General features: G+C 59.6%; 17 protein-coding genes, 1 tRNA gene and 2 pseudogenes. 11 read left to right on the top strand and 9 right to left on the bottom strand.

Translation table 11 applies throughout. The features are described 5' to 3' along the window. Position 1: 1 nt before the first annotated feature. The gene (locus J1D76_RS23210) at positions 2–457 is read right to left on the bottom strand and encodes a (2Fe-2S)-binding protein (RefSeq protein ID WP_421140664.1); all 456 of its coding nucleotides are present in this window, start codon (positions 455–457) and stop codon (positions 2–4) included. 254 nt (positions 458–711) lie between these two features. On the opposite strand from J1D76_RS23210, the gene J1D76_RS23205 reads away from it, so the two are divergent. Beyond that, positions 712–1,215 (top strand): VOC family protein, encoded by a 504-nt coding sequence (locus J1D76_RS23205; protein WP_421140663.1) that lies wholly within the window; start codon positions 712–714, stop codon positions 1,213–1,215. Between the two features lie 33 nt (positions 1,216–1,248). Next, positions 1,249–2,082 carry a helix-turn-helix domain-containing protein gene (locus J1D76_RS23200; protein ID WP_421140662.1) on the top strand — a complete coding sequence of 278 codons (834 nt, stop codon included), beginning with the start codon at positions 1,249–1,251 and terminating at the stop codon, positions 2,080–2,082. A gap of 84 nt (positions 2,083–2,166) precedes the next feature. Here the strand turns inward: J1D76_RS23200 and J1D76_RS23195 are convergent, their stop codons facing one another. After that, on the bottom strand, positions 2,167–2,754 hold the full coding sequence (locus tag J1D76_RS23195) for a LysE family translocator (RefSeq protein WP_421140661.1): 588 nt from the start codon (positions 2,752–2,754) through the stop codon (positions 2,167–2,169). A 77-nt stretch (positions 2,755–2,831) separates the two neighbouring features. Beyond that, on the bottom strand, positions 2,832–4,163 hold the full coding sequence (locus J1D76_RS23190) for a PLP-dependent aminotransferase family protein (RefSeq protein ID WP_421140660.1): 1,332 nt from the start codon (positions 4,161–4,163) through the stop codon (positions 2,832–2,834). An 89-nt stretch (positions 4,164–4,252) separates the two neighbouring features. On the opposite strand from J1D76_RS23190, the gene J1D76_RS23185 reads away from it, so the two are divergent. Both J1D76_RS23185 and J1D76_RS23180 read left to right on the top strand, forming a co-directional pair. Further along, positions 4,253–5,149, top strand: coding sequence for a DMT family transporter (locus J1D76_RS23185; RefSeq protein ID WP_421140659.1), 897 nt, complete (start codon positions 4,253–4,255; stop codon positions 5,147–5,149). Further along, positions 5,150–5,415 (top strand): annotated as a pseudogene (locus tag J1D76_RS23180) (LysE family translocator); the annotation flags it as partial. Positions 5,416–5,701: 286 nt separating this feature from the next. On the opposite strand, the gene J1D76_RS23175 reads toward J1D76_RS23180, so the two are convergent. After that, the gene (locus J1D76_RS23175; RefSeq protein WP_421140658.1) at positions 5,702–7,114 is read right to left on the bottom strand and encodes a DUF1254 domain-containing protein; all 1,413 of its coding nucleotides are present in this window, start codon (positions 7,112–7,114) and stop codon (positions 5,702–5,704) included. Between the two features lie 228 nt (positions 7,115–7,342). On the opposite strand from J1D76_RS23175, the pseudogene J1D76_RS23170 reads away from it, so the two are divergent. Next, positions 7,343–7,600 (top strand): annotated as a pseudogene (locus tag J1D76_RS23170) (LysE family translocator); the annotation flags it as partial. Here the strand turns inward: J1D76_RS23170 and J1D76_RS23165 are convergent. Beyond that, positions 7,533–8,771 carry an acyltransferase family protein gene (locus J1D76_RS23165; RefSeq protein ID WP_421140657.1) on the bottom strand — a complete coding sequence of 413 codons (1,239 nt, stop codon included), beginning with the start codon at positions 8,769–8,771 and terminating at the stop codon, positions 7,533–7,535. The pseudogene J1D76_RS23170 and the gene J1D76_RS23165 overlap by 68 nt on opposite strands. Before the next feature lie 299 nt (positions 8,772–9,070). On the opposite strand from J1D76_RS23165, the gene J1D76_RS23160 reads away from it, so the two are divergent. The 4 genes from J1D76_RS23160 to J1D76_RS23145 all read left to right on the top strand — a co-directional run bounded on the left by J1D76_RS23160 (position 9,071) and on the right by J1D76_RS23145 (position 12,395). Then, positions 9,071–10,153 (top strand): bifunctional transcriptional activator/DNA repair enzyme AdaA, encoded by a 1,083-nt coding sequence (locus tag J1D76_RS23160; protein WP_421140656.1) that lies wholly within the window; start codon positions 9,071–9,073, stop codon positions 10,151–10,153. A 32-nt stretch (positions 10,154–10,185) separates the two neighbouring features. Next, positions 10,186–10,998, top strand: coding sequence for an isocitrate lyase/PEP mutase family protein (locus J1D76_RS23155; protein ID WP_421140655.1), 813 nt, complete (start codon positions 10,186–10,188; stop codon positions 10,996–10,998). Between the two features lie 3 nt (positions 10,999–11,001). Continuing rightward, the gene (locus J1D76_RS23150) at positions 11,002–11,619 is read left to right on the top strand and encodes a DNA-3-methyladenine glycosylase family protein (protein ID WP_421140654.1); all 618 of its coding nucleotides are present in this window, start codon (positions 11,002–11,004) and stop codon (positions 11,617–11,619) included. A gap of 269 nt (positions 11,620–11,888) precedes the next feature. After that, complete coding sequence (locus J1D76_RS23145) at positions 11,889–12,395, top strand: DoxX family protein (RefSeq protein ID WP_421140653.1); 507 nt, start codon at positions 11,889–11,891, stop codon at positions 12,393–12,395. Between the two features lie 124 nt (positions 12,396–12,519). On the opposite strand, the gene J1D76_RS23140 is transcribed toward J1D76_RS23145, so the two are convergent. Genes J1D76_RS23140 through J1D76_RS23130 form a run of 3 tightly spaced genes read right to left on the bottom strand, consistent with a single transcriptional unit; the run spans position 12,520 to position 15,637 of the window. Further along, the gene (locus J1D76_RS23140; RefSeq protein WP_421140652.1) at positions 12,520–13,599 is read right to left on the bottom strand and encodes a putative urea ABC transporter substrate-binding protein; all 1,080 of its coding nucleotides are present in this window, start codon (positions 13,597–13,599) and stop codon (positions 12,520–12,522) included. A 39-nt stretch (positions 13,600–13,638) separates the two neighbouring features. Continuing rightward, on the bottom strand, positions 13,639–14,586 hold the full coding sequence (locus J1D76_RS23135) for a hypothetical protein (RefSeq protein WP_421140651.1): 948 nt from the start codon (positions 14,584–14,586) through the stop codon (positions 13,639–13,641). A 1-nt stretch (position 14,587) separates the two neighbouring features. Continuing rightward, a complete protein-coding gene (locus tag J1D76_RS23130; protein ID WP_421140650.1) occupies positions 14,588–15,637 on the bottom strand; it encodes an isopenicillin N synthase family dioxygenase in 1,050 nt (349 codons plus the stop codon). Between the two features lie 313 nt (positions 15,638–15,950). On the opposite strand from J1D76_RS23130, the gene J1D76_RS23125 reads away from it, so the two are divergent. Next, positions 15,951–16,613, top strand: coding sequence for a glutathione S-transferase family protein (locus tag J1D76_RS23125; RefSeq protein WP_421140649.1), 663 nt, complete (start codon positions 15,951–15,953; stop codon positions 16,611–16,613). A gap of 308 nt (positions 16,614–16,921) precedes the next feature. On the opposite strand, the gene J1D76_RS23120 is transcribed toward J1D76_RS23125, so the two are convergent. After that, positions 16,922–16,996: transfer RNA gene (locus J1D76_RS23120), tRNA-Gln, on the bottom strand. Positions 16,997–17,317: 321 nt separating this feature from the next. Here J1D76_RS23120 and J1D76_RS23115 point away from each other — a divergent pair. Next, positions 17,318–17,749 carry a hypothetical protein gene (locus tag J1D76_RS23115; protein ID WP_421140699.1) on the top strand — a complete coding sequence of 144 codons (432 nt, stop codon included), beginning with the start codon at positions 17,318–17,320 and terminating at the stop codon, positions 17,747–17,749. The last annotated feature ends 92 nt before the right edge of the window (positions 17,750–17,841 follow it).

The following is a 17,841-nucleotide window of genomic DNA, read 5'->3' as shown; positions in this document are numbered from 1 at the left end:
CTCAACCCAGCTCGGCGGCGCGTTTGACCGCCGCACGAATCCGCGGGTAAGTGCCGCAGCGGCAGATGTTGCCGGACAACGCCTGATCGATGTCGCTGTCGGTCGGTTTGGGAATCTTCGCGAGCAACGCCGCGGCGGACATGATCTGCCCGGACTGGCAGTAACCGCACTGGACCACGTCGAGTTCTGCCCAGGCCTGTTGCACAGGGTGCGAACCGTCGGCCGAAAGGCCTTCGATGGTGAGGATTTTTTGCCCGTGGGCCACCAGCGTGGCCGGCGTGATACAGGAGCGCAACGGTGCGCCATCGACGTGCACGGTGCAGGCCCCGCATTGGGCCATGCCGCAGCCGAACTTGGTACCGGTTAGGTGGGCGACATCGCGCAAGACCCAGAGCAGCGGCATGTCAGCGGGGACATCGAGCTCCTGATCCTGGCCATTGATGTTCAGGGTCAGCATGGCGCAGTTCCTCAGACTCACGGTGATCTGAAGGGGCGTCGCTGCAGCCTTGTTCGACCTGCGCGCGCCTCGGTTATCCCTACAGCTAAGCGCAATTTTCCGAGCAGACCGTGATGCATCGACCACCGGTCATCATTAAGACTACCTCCACGCGCTTCACGAAATTTTTTATCGATCTACGGTACGGCCAACCTGGCAGACGCTGACTACGCTGAAAGTCCGGAACATTCGCATTTTGCAGAGGAGCTGGCACCATGCAACGCGTACAAAAACTCACGCCCTGCCTGTGGTTCGACGACCAGGCCGAAGAGGCGGCGAAATTCTATTGTTCGATCTTTGATCATTCGAAAATCACTGCCATTACCCACTACGGCCACGCCGGTTTCGAGTTCCATGGCCGGGCTGAAGGCTCGGTCATGACCGTCAGTTTCGAGCTCGACGGGCAAAGCTTCACCGGGCTCAATGGCGGGCCGATGTTCAAGTTCAGCGAAGCGGTTTCGTTTCAGGTCAATTGCGACACCCAGGAAGAGGTCGACTATTTCTGGGGCGAGCTGTCGGTTGGGGGCGTGCCGGAGGCCCAGCAATGTGGCTGGCTCAAGGACAAGTTCGGGCTGTCGTGGCAAATCGTCCCCATCGCGATGATGAACATGCTCAAGGACCCCGACACGAAAAAATCCCAGCGCGCCATGCAGGCGATGATGCAGATGAAAAAGCTCGATATCGCCGCACTGCAACGAGCCTTTGACGGCGAGAGATAATACACTCCGGTACTGAACTGCCCAGGAGTGAGCATGAAGCACGCCGTTGCCAAGAACGCCGACCAGGCCCCGCGCTTCTGGCGCGATGACGCCCTGCCCTTCATCGAGGCCCGCGCCATCGCCGACGGGCGCGAGGTCTGTTACACCCGGCATGCCCACGAACACTTTTCCATCGGCGCGATCACGTCCGGGCGCAGCACCTACCTCCATGAGCAATCGGCGTTCGAGGTCGACGTCGGCACCGTCGTGTTGATGAACCCCGGCGACGTGCACGCCTGCAACCCCATCGAAGACCAGCCCTGGTCGTACCTGATGCTGTACATCGATGCGCCTTGGCTGACCGATTTGCAGCATCAGCTCGGGTTCAGCGACGACGCGGCGTTTCGCCGTTTCTCGCTGACCCACACGCGGGACCCCGAGCTGTTTGCCGGCCTTGCTCAGTTGTATGAGGTGTTGGTCGACCCGCAGCAGGCTGTCCTGCGCAAGCACAGCGTGGCAGTGGAGTTCTTTACCGACGTCCAACTGCGGCTCAACCCGGCCGAGCAACCGCTGCGCGAGCCCAATTTCAAGCTGGAACGTGCGGCCGATTACATCCGCGAGCATTGCACGCAACTGCTCAAGCTCGAGGACATTTGCGAGGCGGCGCAACTCTCGCCGTCCTACCTGATTCGCGCCTTCAAACAGCATTACGGCATGACGCCCCACGCGTTCCTGGTGAACCGGCGCATCCAGTTCGCCCAGGATCAATTGCGCAGCGGCAAGCTGATTGCCGATGTGGCACTGGAAGCGGGATTTGCTGACCAGGCGCATTTTCAACGGGCGTTCAAGCAGCATCTGGCGGCGACGCCGGGGCAGTATCGGGGGTGAGGGTTTGGCTGAACTCGTAATCTTGACGCGATACCTGTGGCCAGGGTGCTTGCCCCCTCGCCACAAAACCTCGTTCGTCCACAACTAAGGCAACAACAGATACACCGCACTCACAACCAGCAATAACGCCATGGCGCGATTGAACAAGCGCATGCCCGCCGGATTGTTCAGGAAACCGCGCAAAAACGTCCCGGCGTAGGCCCAGCAACCCACCGACGCATAACAAATCACCAGATAAATCGCCGCGAACTGCCAGACCAGGCGCGCCTCACCATCGGCGACGAACGCCCCCATGCCGGCCACGCAGGCCAGCCAAGCCTTGGGATTGAGCCATTGCATGATGGCGCCATACAGCATCGATGGGGCCTGCGCCGCCTCATTGGCCTGCACCTGCCCGTTGTCGGCCGCCAGCTTAAAAGCCATATACAGCAGAAACGCCACCCCCGCCCATTGCACCCATTCGGTCAACGCCGGCCACTGCTGCAACAACTCATGCAGGCCCAAGCCCATCAGCACCAACAACAGGACAAAACCCAGGGTGGCTCCGGCAACATGGCGCTGGCTGGCCCGAAAGCCAAATCGCGCACCGGAACTCAAAGCCACGATATTCACCGGCCCGGGGGTGATGGAAGCGACCAGCGCAAACGCCGTCATGGACATCATCAGACTCATTGCACACCTACTTCCTTCGAGTTGAACAGGCCCTCACGATAAGGAGACTAGCGGTGTGCGTATTGAACAAAACTGCCCTATGAATACAGGGTCACGATGCGCTTCACTTTCACCAGCGCCACGCGCAGCGACTCCATGTCCACCGAACCCAGCGCCAGGCGCAGCGCATGGGGCACATGCGCCGAAACCGCAAAGGGCTCGGCCACCGACACTGACACCTGCTCGCGCCTCAGCGCCATGGCGATCTGGTCGGCCCGAGCGTCTTGCGTCAACGGTAACCAGATAAAATACGAATTCGGGTGGCTGACGGTCCGCAACCCTGCCAGCACCTCCCGCGCCAAGGCTTGCCGGGCCTGTGCGTCGGCGCGCTTTTGCGCTTCCAGTTTGAGGACGGTGCCGTCGTCGAGCCAGGCGGTGGCCAGGGCTGTCATGACACCGGGGGTATTCCAAGTCGTCGCCATCATGGTGCGCTCGAATGCGGCGATCCACGGCACAGGCGCGGCGATGAAACCCACGCGCAGTCCCGTGGCGATATTCTTCGACAGGCCGGACACGTACACCGTCCTTTCTGGCGCCATCTCTGCCAACGGTGGTGGTGGGTTTTCGGCGAGGAACGCGTAGGCGGCATCCTCGATGAGGGTCAGGCCGTGTTCACGCGCAATCGTCACCAACCGTTCGCGCTGAGCGCTGTCCATTACCCAGCCCAAAGGGTTGTGCAATGTCGGCATCGCGTACACCGCCCGCACCGAACGGCTGCGACAGAGCCCTTCCAGGGCAGGCAGGTCAGGCCCGGTATCGGTGACTGGAATCGGCAAGACTTCCAGGTGCAACGTCTCGGCCAAGGTCTTGAATCCGGGATAGGTCAACGCGTCCGCGGCGATCACATCGCCGGGCTTGAGCAACGTCATCAGCGCCACGGCCAACCCATGCTGGGCGCCGCTGACAATCAATACTTGCTCGGCCGCGACATTCAACCCGCGCTCGACCAGGTGCCGCGCGACCGAGGCCCGCTCATGCAGGCGCCCCGCGTGGGGCTGATAACGCAGGAGGGATTCCAGGTCGCCGGACAAGGCCAATTGACGCAATGCAGCGCGCAACAGGTCGGCCTGGCCGGGCAATGACGGGTAGTTGAAATTCAGGTCGAGCATGCCCGCCGCCACCACGTGCTGCGAGATGCCCTGCCCCGGCGGTAGCGAGGTTTCCCGCACGAAGGTCCCGCGTCCGGTTTCGCCGCTGACCAGGCCCATGACTTCCAGTTCGGCGTACACCCGGCTGGCGGTGACCAGTGCCAGACCGTGTTCCGCGGCCAGTTGCCGATGGGTAGGCAGGCGGGTACCGGGTGACAAACGCCCCGAGCGAATGTCGGCTGCAAAGGCATCCACCAGCGTCTTGTATCGGGATCGAGGCATGTCCGGATGTATCCATGACAATTTATTGATTGTATCGATCCTCACTCATAGGATGGGTCACGTGCAACCCAACAATGAGCGTGAGCCAAATGGAACGGACTTCGAACCTGCAACAAGGGACACTCGACCATACCACCCGCGGCTGGATCAACGGACTGATCGGCGTGGTGATTTTCAGCGGTTCGCTGCCGGCGACACGGGTGGCAGTGCTGGAATTTGACCCGGTGTTCTTGACCGTGGCCCGCGCCACCATCGCGGCCGTGCTAGCGCTGTGTTTGCTTTGGCTGTTCAAGGAAAAACGCCCGGCGCGCCATCAACTGCTGTCATTGGTCATCGTCGCCCTGGGCGTGGTGATCGGCTTCCCGTTGCTGACGGCGCTGGCCTTGCAATACGTGACCTCTGCGCACTCCATCGTGTTCGTTGGCTTGTTGCCGTTGGCAACGGCGGCGTTTGGCGTATTGCGCGGTGGCGAACGACCCAAAGCGGCGTTCTGGGTTTTCTCGGTGCTGGGCAGCCTGCTGGTGGTCGGCTTTGCCTTTTCCAGGGGCCTGACTGCTTCACCGCAAGGCGACATCCTGATGTTGCTGGCGATCCTCGCCTGCGGCCTCGGTTATGCAGAAGGCGCACAGTTGTCGCGCACCCTCGGCGGGTGGCAGGTGATTTGCTGGGCCTTGGTGCTGTCGTTGCCGGTGGTTGCCGCGCTGACCTGGATGCGTCTGCCAGCGTCATTGAGCGGCATCAGCCTGCCGGCGTGGTTCAGCCTGGGCTACGTCTCGCTGTTCAGCATGCTGATCGGTTTCGTGTTCTGGTATCGCGGGTTGGCCCAAGGGGGGATCGCGGCAGTTGGGCAGTTGCAGTTGCTCCAGCCATTTTTCGGGCTGACCCTGGCCGCCACACTGCTGCATGAACAAGTGAGTATCGGCATGCTGGGCGTGACCGTCGCCGTGATCGTGTGTGTAGCCGGGGCGAAAAAATTCGCTAAATAGCGCTATGGCTACCGCACTGCGTGCGTAGCCGGCATCGGCCGGTTGCTGGCGTTCGCCGGGATGATCGCCCTCGCGTCAGCCGGGTTGGCGTGGTGTTGCAGACGTCTGAACTGTTGTCCTATGCGATCAAGATCCTTGGCGCGGCCTACCTGTTCTACCTTGCCTGGCAATTGTGGCGCGCCGACCCCGGCGTCGAAACCGTGGTCAGCACCGCACCGGTGGGCACCCTGGCACTGGCCCGACAGGAATTCCTGGTGGCGGCCGGATAGCCTAATGATGGGCAATATGAATCCGAACGATAGACCACTTTCGGACGATTCTGTTGAAAAAGTCGGATTTTCCAGACTGGTCCCCTGCTGACCGCTGGAAACGCCTTTTATGCACGTCGCTACGCGAAATCTGAGCCCCGACTCCTCTGCTCAAAGTAAAAATTTCAATCTCACGCGCGTACTTTTCTGCCGAAAAAACCATAGCCGACTTTTTCAACAGAATCGGCCCATAGCGGACGGACCGTCGAAGCTATTGGCCGATTAATTAATAAAACGTCCTAAATTAATTGACCTTGTTCAGCTGGGGCAATTGCCACTTGCCCGAGAGGACATCTTCTGAAGGTTGATACAGACGTAACATCACGTAGAAACCGCCCTCGGGTGCCGGTAGCCAGTTGGCGGCATTCTCACCCTGCGGCTTTGTGTGGGAAATGGGAATGGTGATCGAACCGTCCGCCGCGATCTTCAACCCCTTCGTATCTGGGCCGACCTTGTAGCGACCAATCTCGTTATCGACCAACATTTTGTCGCTGGCGTCATACATGGTCAGCGACCAGAAAGCATTCACCGGCGGTGCCGAAGTCAGTTTGATTTCGTATTGATTGGCGCCAGTGAGTGGCTGGTTTTTGCTGTCGGTGAAGCGCAGCGGATACATCGCTTCATGCTCACCTTGACCGCCCAAATAGGGTCCGGCCACCATGGCGCGCAACGGGTAGTTATAACCAAAACTGTCGAGACCGGTCACCCAATTCCAGCCATTGCGCACTTCCGAGGTGCTGGCCAGCGACGCGATCGCGACGTAGGGCGCATCTTTCAAACCTGCTTCAAGGCCTTTGCGAGTGGCCGGATTGAGTTTATCGGGTGAAAAGCCCTTTTCCGTCAGGCCGATGCGAGCGAACTGGGCAAACAAGGCAGCGTCGGCAGGCTTGACCGGATTGTCCTTGAGCGCCGAAGCCAGTTCGGTGAAGAACCCCAGTGGGTCGTCGCCGGTCTGCGGCAACGCAGGCAAGGTTTCATCATTATGGGTTTTGCCGCTCAACGGCTCGACACTGAACTGTTTCTGCAAGGCGAGGATCGGTGCCACATCTTCACCCTGCTTGACGTGAATGCGCCCCCATAGCCAGATTTTTTTGGTCGAGACATCGAGGCGCTTCGCGTCCTTTGGCAACTCGCCCTTCCAGCCTGGCGGCACCAATACATATTTTCCGGCCTTGGTGCCTGTCGTACGCCGCCCGACATAGTGCTCAAGTTCTTGCCACATGTTGAACACATCGACCACGTAGTAACGGTCATGGGTATCCGGCACGGTCAACACGTAGGGCTCGGTCAGATCCAGCACCGCGCTCATGTAGTAGGTGTCATTGTTGGCGGTAGGCATGTCCTTAGCTGACGGTGACGCCAGCGAAGTCGCCCAGCCGATCCGGTTCAGACCTGCGCGATAGCTCGTGTCGGGCTTGGGTGAGGGAACGCTGATGTATTCACGTGCCACTCTTTCCATGCGCACCAGCGGATAACCCCAGTTGTAAGCCGAGATCGCCAGACTGTAGCCATCAGCCTGCATCCCTTTTTCTACGGCATCGGGTGTAGCAGGTGTGGTTAGCAGTAAATCCGGCGTACTGGCTTGCACAGGCATTATGCTGCCGAGTGCAATACACAAGGGCAGAACACATAACAAAAAACTACGTGGTGAAGTCATAACGAGCGTCCCTTCATGAGTATCGACGGGCGCAAGCTGTCTGAAGCGCGCCTGTCCAACGAAATGAATGTCTGCAAGAACCCTAGGCCCAGGGTTCCGCCTCGTCAAACGGACGCGGACAATTTTGAGTTTCATACTGATTGATAGTGTTTCGCGTACGTCCGTTTTGAGTCGAAATCGGCCCTTCCTTATGTGCGCTGCGACTGCCAAATCACGTTCGTCTTCCGCAATCCCAAGGCGATCCTGATTTTCACCGCGTTCCTGCCGCAATTCGTCGACTCGACCCACGCGATTGCGCCGCAATTCGCGGTGTTGGGCGTGCTGTTCCTGGGGCTGGAGTGGATCGCCATCGGCGCCTATGCCTACATGGGCCTGCACCTGCGTCGCTGGATCGCAAAACCGTCGGGCAAGCGGATATTCAATCGATGCTGCGCCGGATTGTTGTCAGCGGCGGCTTCGGTATTGCTGATGGCTCATCGAACGTGAAGGACCTGCTTTTAACGTAGGCGCTGGCTTGCGAGCGAAAGCGCCGGGTCAGCGACGTGGAGACTGGCTGATCGGCCGCCTTCGCTGGCAAGCCAGCGACTGCACGTGATCGAGCATGCGCTTTACGGCTGTTGGGCCCGGCAAAGCGCTGACTTAACTGGCGCCCATACCCGATACAGGGCTTTTCAACGATGAACCAGGAAATACTGGCCAACGCGAGGGATGCGGCAATCGTAACCGCCTGGTTACCATGAATGCCAAACTGCGGGAATTCGGTGGCCATCACCTGTTGTATGGGCCATCCGAAGACATACACACCATACGAAAAGTCGCCTGGAAGTCGCAATGCCTTGATCGGCTCGGTGGTCATCAGCCAAAGCGCCGTCATCAGGAATGCCGGATAAAACGCAAACTGGAACGCCGGCCCATGCCGACAAATCCAGGCAAACAGGATCAAGCCGCAAACCACCCGGAAATCGATATAGGTCTGGTCTTTGTAAAGCGCAAGAAGCGCCCCGAAGGCAAAGAAGGCCGGGAGGCGACCACCAATATCCACGTTCATCAGGCCAATCAGCTCGATCGATTGCGGAAAAAACAATGAAGTGACCAGTACGGCAATGAGCGCCACCGTGGCGAGGAGTCGATGACGGAATACCCCACAGAGCCCTGCTGCCAGCAACATGGCGTACATGATGAGTTCGTATCGGATCGTCCAGATCGATCCATTGGTCAGCGGGTAGCTGCTGTGTTCAAACACGCCGGGGAGCGAGTACTCGACATAGGGGTGGCGCAATATCGATACAAATGTGCTGCCATAGGCGAAATAACTATTGAGCGGCAGTGTGGTGAGCATCGGCCCAAGTATCAGCATGCAAGCAATTGCGCTCACGAGGATGGCCGGGAACACCCGAAAAAACCGGGCCAGGATGAAATGAAGGGGTGAACTGTTATTGATCCAGCTATGGGTGACGAGAATGCCGCTCAAGAAAAAAAAGAACTCAACGGCCAGCGATCCCGAATAGTCAAATCCCAGCAATTCCCTGATTGGCTCTGTTGTCACAGACCCTGGAACAAGCGCATAGGCATGCCCCCAAATGACCGCGCAGGCCGCGACGAGGCGCAGCAGATCTGCATTGTTATTGTCCTTGTGCAGAGCGAGATCCAATTTCATTGAATGGCTCCCGGAATTTGCCCACGATGGAAGGTGCGCCCGATACCGTCTTAGCGTAGGCACCGCCGCGACTGCCCAACATGAAGATAAAGACATGTTGCATTTTCGCCATTTTGGTGTACCCCGCCCAATGCCGTCACATACGGCGTTGGCATGCCAGCAAAAGCGGTGTGTCCGCCACGTGGATATTGGCTGACCCGGCGCCTTCGCGGTCAAGTCCGTTCCTAGAGAGAGCTGTGCGGGAGTTCTCTGTCGATTTTCCGGTGGAGACTAATCTTGACGCGATCTAAGCTGCGCCCATGAACCTACAAAAAACGCTGCTGCCGCCCCGTGCCGAGATGCTTCGCGCCATGCTCGAGCGAGACACGTCCTACGAGGGTGTGTTCTTCACGGCGGTCAAGACCACACACATTTTCTGCCGCCCCGGATGCACTGCACGCAGCCCGAAGCCTGAGAATGTCGAGTTCTTTGCCAACGCCGAACAATGCCTGGCCGCGGGCTATCGCGCCTGCCTGCGCTGCAAACCGCTGGACACGGCTGCCAGCGCACCCGACTGGGTGCAGCGACTGTTCAAGTCGGTAGACGCCAATCCAGAGCAACGCTGGACCGACGCCCAGCTACTGGCCGAAGGCATCGAACCGCTGAAACTACGCCGCTGGTTCAAGCAGCATTTCGGCATGACCTTTCACGCCTGGCTGCGCGCTCGGCGCCTGGGCATGGCGTTGGGCGGGATCAGACAGGGCGACTCCATCGATGACGCCGCATTCGATTCGGGCTACGAATCCTTGAGCGGTTTTCGTGACGCTTTCCAGAAGTCGTTTCACATCACCCCGGGCCGCGCCGCCAACAGCGAACCCCTGTTGTTCACGCGCCTGACCACGCCATTGGGGCCGATGATTGCCATGGCCGAACGGCGTGGGCTGGTGCTGCTGGAGTTTCTCGATCAGCCATCGTTGAGCCCGCAGGTCGAAACGCTGCACAACCGTTTCGGTTATGCGGTGGCACCGGGGCACAACGCACATTTGCAGCAGATCGAAACGCAATTGTCTGCGTACTTTGCCGGCACGCTGACTGCGTTCAGCGTGCCGCTGCACATGCCCGGCAGTGAGTTTTCGCGCCGGGTCTGGGCCGAACTGGCGAAAATCCCCTACGGCCAGACCACCACCTACAGCGCCATCGCGAGGGTCCTGGGCAAACCCGGTGCGAGCCGCGCGGTAGGCCTGGCCAACGGGCATAACCGCTTATCGATTGTGGTGCCGTGCCATCGGGTGATCGGCGCCGACGGCTCGCTGACCGGCTACGCTGGAGGCCAGCCGCGCAAGGCGTTTCTGCTCAGGCTGGAGAACGCCGCGGTGCAACTCACCGAGCCATTGGCGTTCTGATCTCTACTGTTTTTTTAAAGGAAGGACGCTCGATGGACAGGCTCGACACTCAACTGCACCAACTGCATCAGCAGGGTTTGCTGATCCTCACCAACGTCGCCGATGCTGCCGGGGCGCGACTGGTGGAGCAACTGGGTAATAAGGCGGTGGCCACCAGCAGCGCGGCGGTGGCCTGGGTGCATGGCTACCCGGACGGCAACACCCTGCCCCTCGAACGCCTGGTGTCGACGGTCGAGTCGATTGCCCGGCTTATTTCGGCGCCACTGACCGTCGACATCGAGGCCGGTTATTCCGATGACCTGGAGCGGGTGGCGCAGGTGGTTGACGCAGTGATTGCCGCGGGTGCGGTCGGGATCAACATCGAGGACGGTTCCTCGCCACCGGAGTTGCTGGTGCGCAAGATCGAAATCGCCCGTGAGGCAGCCGAGCGGCGCAACGTCAACCTGTTCATCAATGCACGCACCGATGTCTACTTGCGGGGCCTGGTGCCTGCCGAAGACCGCGTCGCCGAGACCCTCAAGCGCGCCGCGCTGTATCAGGCCGCCGGGGCCAATGGCCTGTTTGCCGCCGGTGTTAGCGCCGAGTACGAAATCAAGGCGCTGTGCCAGGGCACTTCGCTGCCGCTGAATGTGCTCGGGCGTGCGGGCCTGCCGTCGCCCGAAGCGCTTGAAGCGCTGGGCGTACGGCGCCTGAGCGCAGGTTCCGGCATCGCCGAATTCCTCTACGGCGCCATGGCCGGTATCGCCAAGAGCTTTCTGCAAACCGGCATGCTCGATAGCCACGACCTGAAAGCCTTGACCTATGGTGAGGTGAACGCCCTGTTGAAACCATCCGGGAACGCCTGAGCCATGTCCGACGGCTATCGGGCGTCCAGTGAATTCCTGGCCGCCCTCGATGACGACTGGCGCCGCCACATCGAGGCCATCGGCCCGTGCCTGCATCAGCCGCACCCGGCGCGTGACCCCTACGAGTCGCTGGTGCGGGCGATTGCCTATCAGCAGCTGCATGCCAAGGCTGGCGATGCGATTGTCGGACGGCTGTTGGCGTTGTTTGGTTCGGGTTCGTTCCCGAGGCCAGAACAAATCGTCGCCACCGATTTCGAGCAGTTGCGCAGTTGTGGATTTTCCGCAAGCAAGATCGCGACCATCCAGGGCATCGCCCAGGCGACGCTGGACGGCGTGGTACCGGATTACGCCACGGCGCTGGCGATGGACGATGAAGCGCTGATCGAGCGTTTGATCACGTTGCGCGGTGTCGGTCGCTGGACCGTGGAGATGCTGCTGATCTACAGCCTGGAGCGGCCGGATATCTTGCCCGCCGACGATTTTGGTGTGCGTGAGGGTTATCGTCGGCTCAAAGGCCTGGAGGTGCAGCCGACGCGCAAGCAGATGATCGAGATCGGGTTGGCGTGGAGCCCTTTTCGCACGGTCGCCTGCTGGTATTTGTGGCGCGTGCCCAACCGGTAGACCGCGTTATCGTTGTTCGCTGGCAAGCCAGCTCCTACCCGTTTAGCGCCGGACACCAATGCCGAAAACACCGGAGAACCTTGTAGGAGCTGGCTTGCCAGCTCCTACCCGTTTCGTATCTCAGTGTGTACAACCCCGCCCTCGACACACCGCTCAAGCAATTCCCCGCCACAACGACACACCGCAGATACACCCCATTGATGAAATACGCCTGTCGATTGATCCAGCCGATCCAGGCGCTCAACTCATTCAATGCAAGGAACACCACCATGACCCACTCAATGGCTTCGGCCGTCAAAAGCCTTCACCTGAACCTCGACCGTGCCGGCGACTGGATTGCGCCCTTGGCGCTGAGGGTGTTACTGGCCTGGGAATTCTTCGAGTCCGGACTGGAGAAATTCAACGGCCAAAACTGGTTTGCCGATATCCAGAACCGCTTTCCGTTTCCGTTCAACCACGTTTCGGCGACGCTGAACTGGGAACTGTCGATGTGGGCCGAACTGGTCTTTGCCATCACCTTATTGATCGGCCTGGGCACACGCTTTTCAGCCTTCAGCCTGATCGTGGTCACCGTCGTCGCCACCGCCGCCGTGCACTGGCCCGCCGACTGGCACACCTTGAGTGAACTCGCCCAAGGTTACGCCATCAGCAACAAGGGCTACGGCAACTTCAAGTTGCCGTTGATCTACCTGGTCGCCTTCACACCGCTGTTGTTGTCGGGTGGCGGCAAGCTCAGCCTCGATGCACTACTGGCTCGGTTTTTCTGGCGGCACTGAAACACACAGGGCATACCACAAACCCTGTAGGAGCTGGCTTGCCAGCGAAGAGGCCGTCAACTCCATCATCAATGGCGCCTGACACACCGCTTTCGCTGGCAAGCCAGCTCCTACAAGTTAAGGGTCAGAGCTGGTTCGCCGCCGCCATGCTCACGAAACGGCTGTCGAAGCGCAGCTTGATGTTGTTCTTGTCGCCCAGGGTCGAGCCATCGGCGAATTGCATGCCTACCGCATCGGCGCTGGTGGCCGCCTGGCCGAGCAGGCCCTTGGCGAAGGAGAAGGTGCGCACCTTGTCCATGGTGTGGCGGATGGCCTCGGAGTTGGCGAAGTCAAATGCCGTGCGCGGGGTGTAGAACAACATGGTCTGCGTCAGTTGTTCTTCGTAGCCCTTGAGGTCTGTGCCGGAGCGTTCGGCCATCGAGTTGCGGGCGGCGATCGCCTGTCCGTTGTCGCCGCTCATCAGTTGCAAGGTTTCGAACCACGCACCGACCAAGGCCTTGCCCAATTCCGGATTGGCATTCAACGTCTGGGTATTCACCGCCATCATGTCGATGATCTCCCCAGGGATTTCCCGGGAGGTGAACACTTGCACCGCCGTCGGTGATTGCTTCATCACCATGCTCAACTGCGGATTCCACAGTGCCGCCGCCGTCACGCCAGGGGTAGAGAACGAGGCCACCGCATCGGCATCCGACGTGTTCATGATCTTGATGTCGCGCTGGCTCAAACCATGGATGTCAAGGGCCCGCGACATCAGGTAATCGGAGACCGACAGTTCCACCAGGTTCACTTGCTGGCCCTTGATGTCGGCAAAGGTCTTGCCGTTCTTCAGGACGATGGCGTCATTGCCGTTGGAGTAATCGCCGAGGATCAGCCCCGTGGTATCGATACCATTGGCGCTCGGAATGGTCAGCGCGTCCATGTTGGTCATGCCGCAGGCATCGAACGCGCCGGCTGCGTACTGGTTGATCGACTCGATGTAGTCATTGAGTTGCACCAGTTCAATCTGGATGCCGTACTTCTTCGCCCACTTGTCGATGATCCCGTGCTCACTGGCGTACCCCCAGGGCATCCAGCCGGAATAGATCGACCAGGCAACCTTGAACGAATGTTTTTTTTCGGCGGCAGACGCCCCAAAAGCCAGGCAGGACAGCGCCAGCAACACGACTGCACAGCGATAAAACACGCACGAAAATGCCTTCATGGAAACCTCACCGGTTATGAAATGGAGTGACGCGTGGGATTAAGGGAGTGGCCGGGTGTAGCGGCTCAACGTCGTGGATTCACGGGCGTACCATTGCGCCGCGCTGTCGGTGAACCCGGTGGTCTGGACGTAGCTGACCTCGGGTTCCAGCGTGTCGATGACATAGATCCGCTCACGAAGCACGCCATCGACCTGCAACAGCTGACTGACATGCCTGCCGTCCGCTTGAAGCTCGAAGCCCTCGAGCGAAATCAGCGGCTGGCCAATCCGTGCCGCACAGGTCGACAAGGTCACGCTGAACCCCCCGTCGAGCGAGCCTTGGGCGACCGAGGTTTCAAAGTTGAATGCACGATGCAACCACTCAGGATCATCCGCATTGCGCTCGACTTGCTCGCGCAATGGCAGACCGTGCGCGTCGTATTCCAGCGGCTGGGCACGCCCCAGCACCATCGCCGCATGATCGCCACAAACGATCAGACCGCCACCGCGGTGGTGCACCACGCCGCTATCGAGTTGTGTTTCGTGCAACAGTCGCAGGCCGATCAATACGCCCGGTCTTGAAGGTTGCAGGCGCCAGTCTTCGACATAGGCGCCACTGGGGGCGAATTCGATCATGCAGTTGCCAATACGCTTGAGCACGGCCGGCTCCGGCCAGCGGTTATGCACCTGCAAGGACGTGTCGCTGTGCCAGCTCAAGGTCTCGCCTTCCCAGGTGCACAAGGCTTCCCAGCCTTCGTAATTGGCCAGGCGTTGCAGTTCTTCGGCGCTGCACGCCGACAGCGCTTTGGCAGCCACCTGCTGGTGTTCCAGCGGCAGGCGCAGGTCGATGGTGAAGTTGCGGCTCTGGAACCAGCACACGTGGGTGTCGGTATCGGTCAGGCCATTGGCAAAGCTGATTGCCCGGCGCTTGTAGAAACCCAGCATCCAGTCGGGAACGCCAGTGGCCGGTTGCTGCGGATAGTGTGCGACGAGTTGTTGAAGGTGCATGTCAAGCCTCCTCGCCGATGGCGGCATAGCCGAACGACGACAGGGCCTTCGCCCCGACCGGCAGGCTGAGTTCGCCACGGGCCAGGCGCTGCTTGAGGTAGCGGAAGGTTTGCAGGGTTTGCGCGTACAGGTGGTCGCCGCACACCACCGGGCCGTAGCGGCTCGGCGTGGCCGGATCGAGCAATTGCGCGAGGGGTTCGATCACGGTGTCGTAGTCACAGGCGCAAAACATCGCAAAGGCATAACGCTCCTGCGTGACCTTGCGCACCCGATGGGCCGTGGCGACGTAAGTGCCATTGCTCAGCACTTCCATCATGTCGCCGATGTTGATGACAAATGCACCGTCCACCAGCGGCACGTCGATCCACTGCCCTGCCCCGTTCATTACCTCCAGCCCCGGCGCCGTCGGCAGCAGGATGGTGAAGCATTCATAGTCGGTATGGGCGCCGATGCCCGGACGGTCGACCGGCACATCCGCCGAGTACGGATAATGAATCAGCCGCAGTTGGCTGGGCGGTTGCGTAACCTTCTGGCTGATCGCGTTTTCCGGCAGGCCCAGGGCCAGGGCAAAACCACGAAACAACGTGAGGCTGAGGCTAAACACCGCGTCGTAGTAAGCCTTGATGTCCTGCTTGAACCCCGGCAACGACGACCAGCGGTTGGCCCCCAGCATTGGCCGCTGCCCGTGCGGCAGCACGTAGTCGAAACCGACATCGAAGGCTTCCTTGTGGTCGATGCTGCCGGTGGCGAACTGCTCTTCGCCTTCAGGCACATAGCCGCTGTGATTGCTCGACAGCCCGATGTAATCCTGAATCTTGCGCTCCAGCGGCTGGGCGAAATACTCCGCCGTGCGCTGCTTGAGTCGCTCGATGATGCCCGAGTCGACGCCGTGGCCGGTGACATACAGAAAACCCGCTTGCGCAGCGGCATTGCCGAGTGCGGTGGCAGCCTCCACACGTTCGGTTTCAAGGGTGGAAAACAGCCCTCGAATGTCCACCAGAGGCAGGCGTTCGAATGCTGAATGAGGGGTGATCCGGGGCATGGGCGCCATGCGTAACCTCCTGATGATTAGTCAAAATGTCACCTGGTCGTCCAGATATCGCAGGGCCGCAAGGCCTCCGGGTCGTCCCGGATCAAGTGCACCGTCATGGGTGCAGCAGGGAAATAGCAATGTGCGTGCCACGTTGGTCTCGGTGTCGCGGCTCTGGCGTTATCTTGTTGATTTGCAAAGCACCACGCCCTCGACTCCGTGTCCCATCACCCTCGCACTCAGGCCCCCTGACAAGCACCACAATGAAGCAACTCGCGCCTGAGCACAGGGCAGCCATAATGAACAGGTTTCCATTTCGCCAAGGAAAACGGACATGCCACTGACTCTCTATTTCCACCCGCTCTCCTCGTACTGTCACAAAGTGCTGATCGCCCTCTACGAACTGGATATCGAGTTTGAAAAAAGGTTGATCAACCTGGGCAACGAAGCCGACCACGCAGAACTTCAGGCGCTATGGCCTCTGTGCAAATTCCCGGTGATTCGCGATCACGACCAACAACGCAACGTCGCCGAGTCGAGTGTGATCATCGAGTACCTTGACCACCGGCAGGCCGGCTACCCGCGGCTGATTACCGAGGATTGGAAGGCAGCGCTGGAAGTGCGATTGTGGGATCGTTTTTTCGACCTGCACGTGCAAGGGCCGATGCAGAAAATCGTCGGCGACCGCATCAGCGCCGCCAACGGCGATCTGTCCCGGGAACGTGCCGCGCTGACGACAGCGTACGGCATGCTCGAGCAGCAACTGGCCGCCGACTCCTGGGCCGCCGGCACGACGTTCAGCATGGCCGACTGCGCCGCCGCCCCGGCGCTGTTCTACGCCAGCACCCTCGTGCCGTTTGCCGACGAACATCGCCACTTGAGTGCTTATTTTGAACGGTTGATCCAGCGGCCGTCGGTCAAGCGGGTGATCGAAGAGGCGAAGCCTTACTTTTCGATGTACCCGTTCGTCGAGGCCATTGCATCGCGGTTTCGGTAAAGAAGATGGGGCGCCAGAAACGAAAAATCCCCGTGATCCATCAAACAATGGATCACGGGGATTAGTGCGGCGTGCGGCGTATTATCAGGCCGGAGCGCCCAGGTTCTTGATGCTTTCCATAGTGACGACGGCAACCAGTTGCTCACCGCAAGCCAGGTTCAGCACAAAATGCTATGACGATAGTTGAACTAACCGATTGAACTCTGTTTGCCAAGGAATATCAGCAATAGGATGACGCAAGCAATAAACCACCAAAGCGACGAATAATAATCGTCGACGGGGTGTTACTGGAATACTTGAGAAGATAATGGCAGGGGCGGCTGGATTCGAACCAACGCATGGCAGGATCAAAACCTGCTGCCTTACCGCTTGGCGACGCCCCTGTATCTGTTGCGGCGAGTGACTCGCACTCGTTTTACTGAATGGCAACAGGACCTGTTGCCTACTTGCCTGACAGGTTCAGTTAGGGCCTGTGCAAGAGTGGCCGGCAATTTACCAAGTTTTGTTTCGCCTGGGAAGCCCCAGGCTAATATTTTGTTTTTTAAAACAGATGCTTAGTGTTAAACACTGGCCAGACAGATTACCGGCGTGCTTGCAACGGGACCGCGTCTGCTACGCTTTTGTATCTTGAAACCGGATTGGGAATCGATTGCTAGCACCCTTCCCCTTGCCATCTGAGGGCGCCGAATGTGAAAGGCGGACTGATTGCCGCCACCGCCACCATCCTGATGGCCGGTGTTGCGATTTACGGGTTGAACACTTGGGAACGCGCCCAGAACAAGCGGCAAGAAGCCGTTTGCAGCGTGGCCCAACAACACCTCAAAGGCCTGGAAACCCAGGCGAGAGCCATGGCCGCCGGATTGACGGTCGAAGCCTATGGCGAGGCCGAAAAAGCCGACGCCGGCCAATTGGTCAGGGCACTCGACACGGCGAAAAATGCAGCCGAGGTCGATGCTGTCATTGACGAGCGTTCCGCCGTCATCGAAGCGCAGATCACCGCCGAAGACGCCGAGGTTCACTCGCGCAGCGATCAACCGTTCCTCGGCCAGGAACTCAAAAAGCAGCGCATCCCCACTGACGTAAAACAGGAATTCAAGCGTGCTGAAAAGGCTGTGGCCGAGGCCTGCCAAAAATAGCGACCGCCCACTCCCGGGTTGACGATTGCGACTAGACTCCAGCCAAGGCAGGTGCAGCAAACTCCGCGTTTATAACAAAAAGCCTAAGAAGA

The organism is Pseudomonas sp. NFX15 (assembly GCF_049132105.1).
GTDB lineage: Bacteria > Pseudomonadota > Gammaproteobacteria > Pseudomonadales > Pseudomonadaceae > Aquipseudomonas.
The sequence above is the reverse complement of the archived record's forward strand: the minus strand, read 5'-3'. Positions and strand labels throughout refer to the sequence as shown.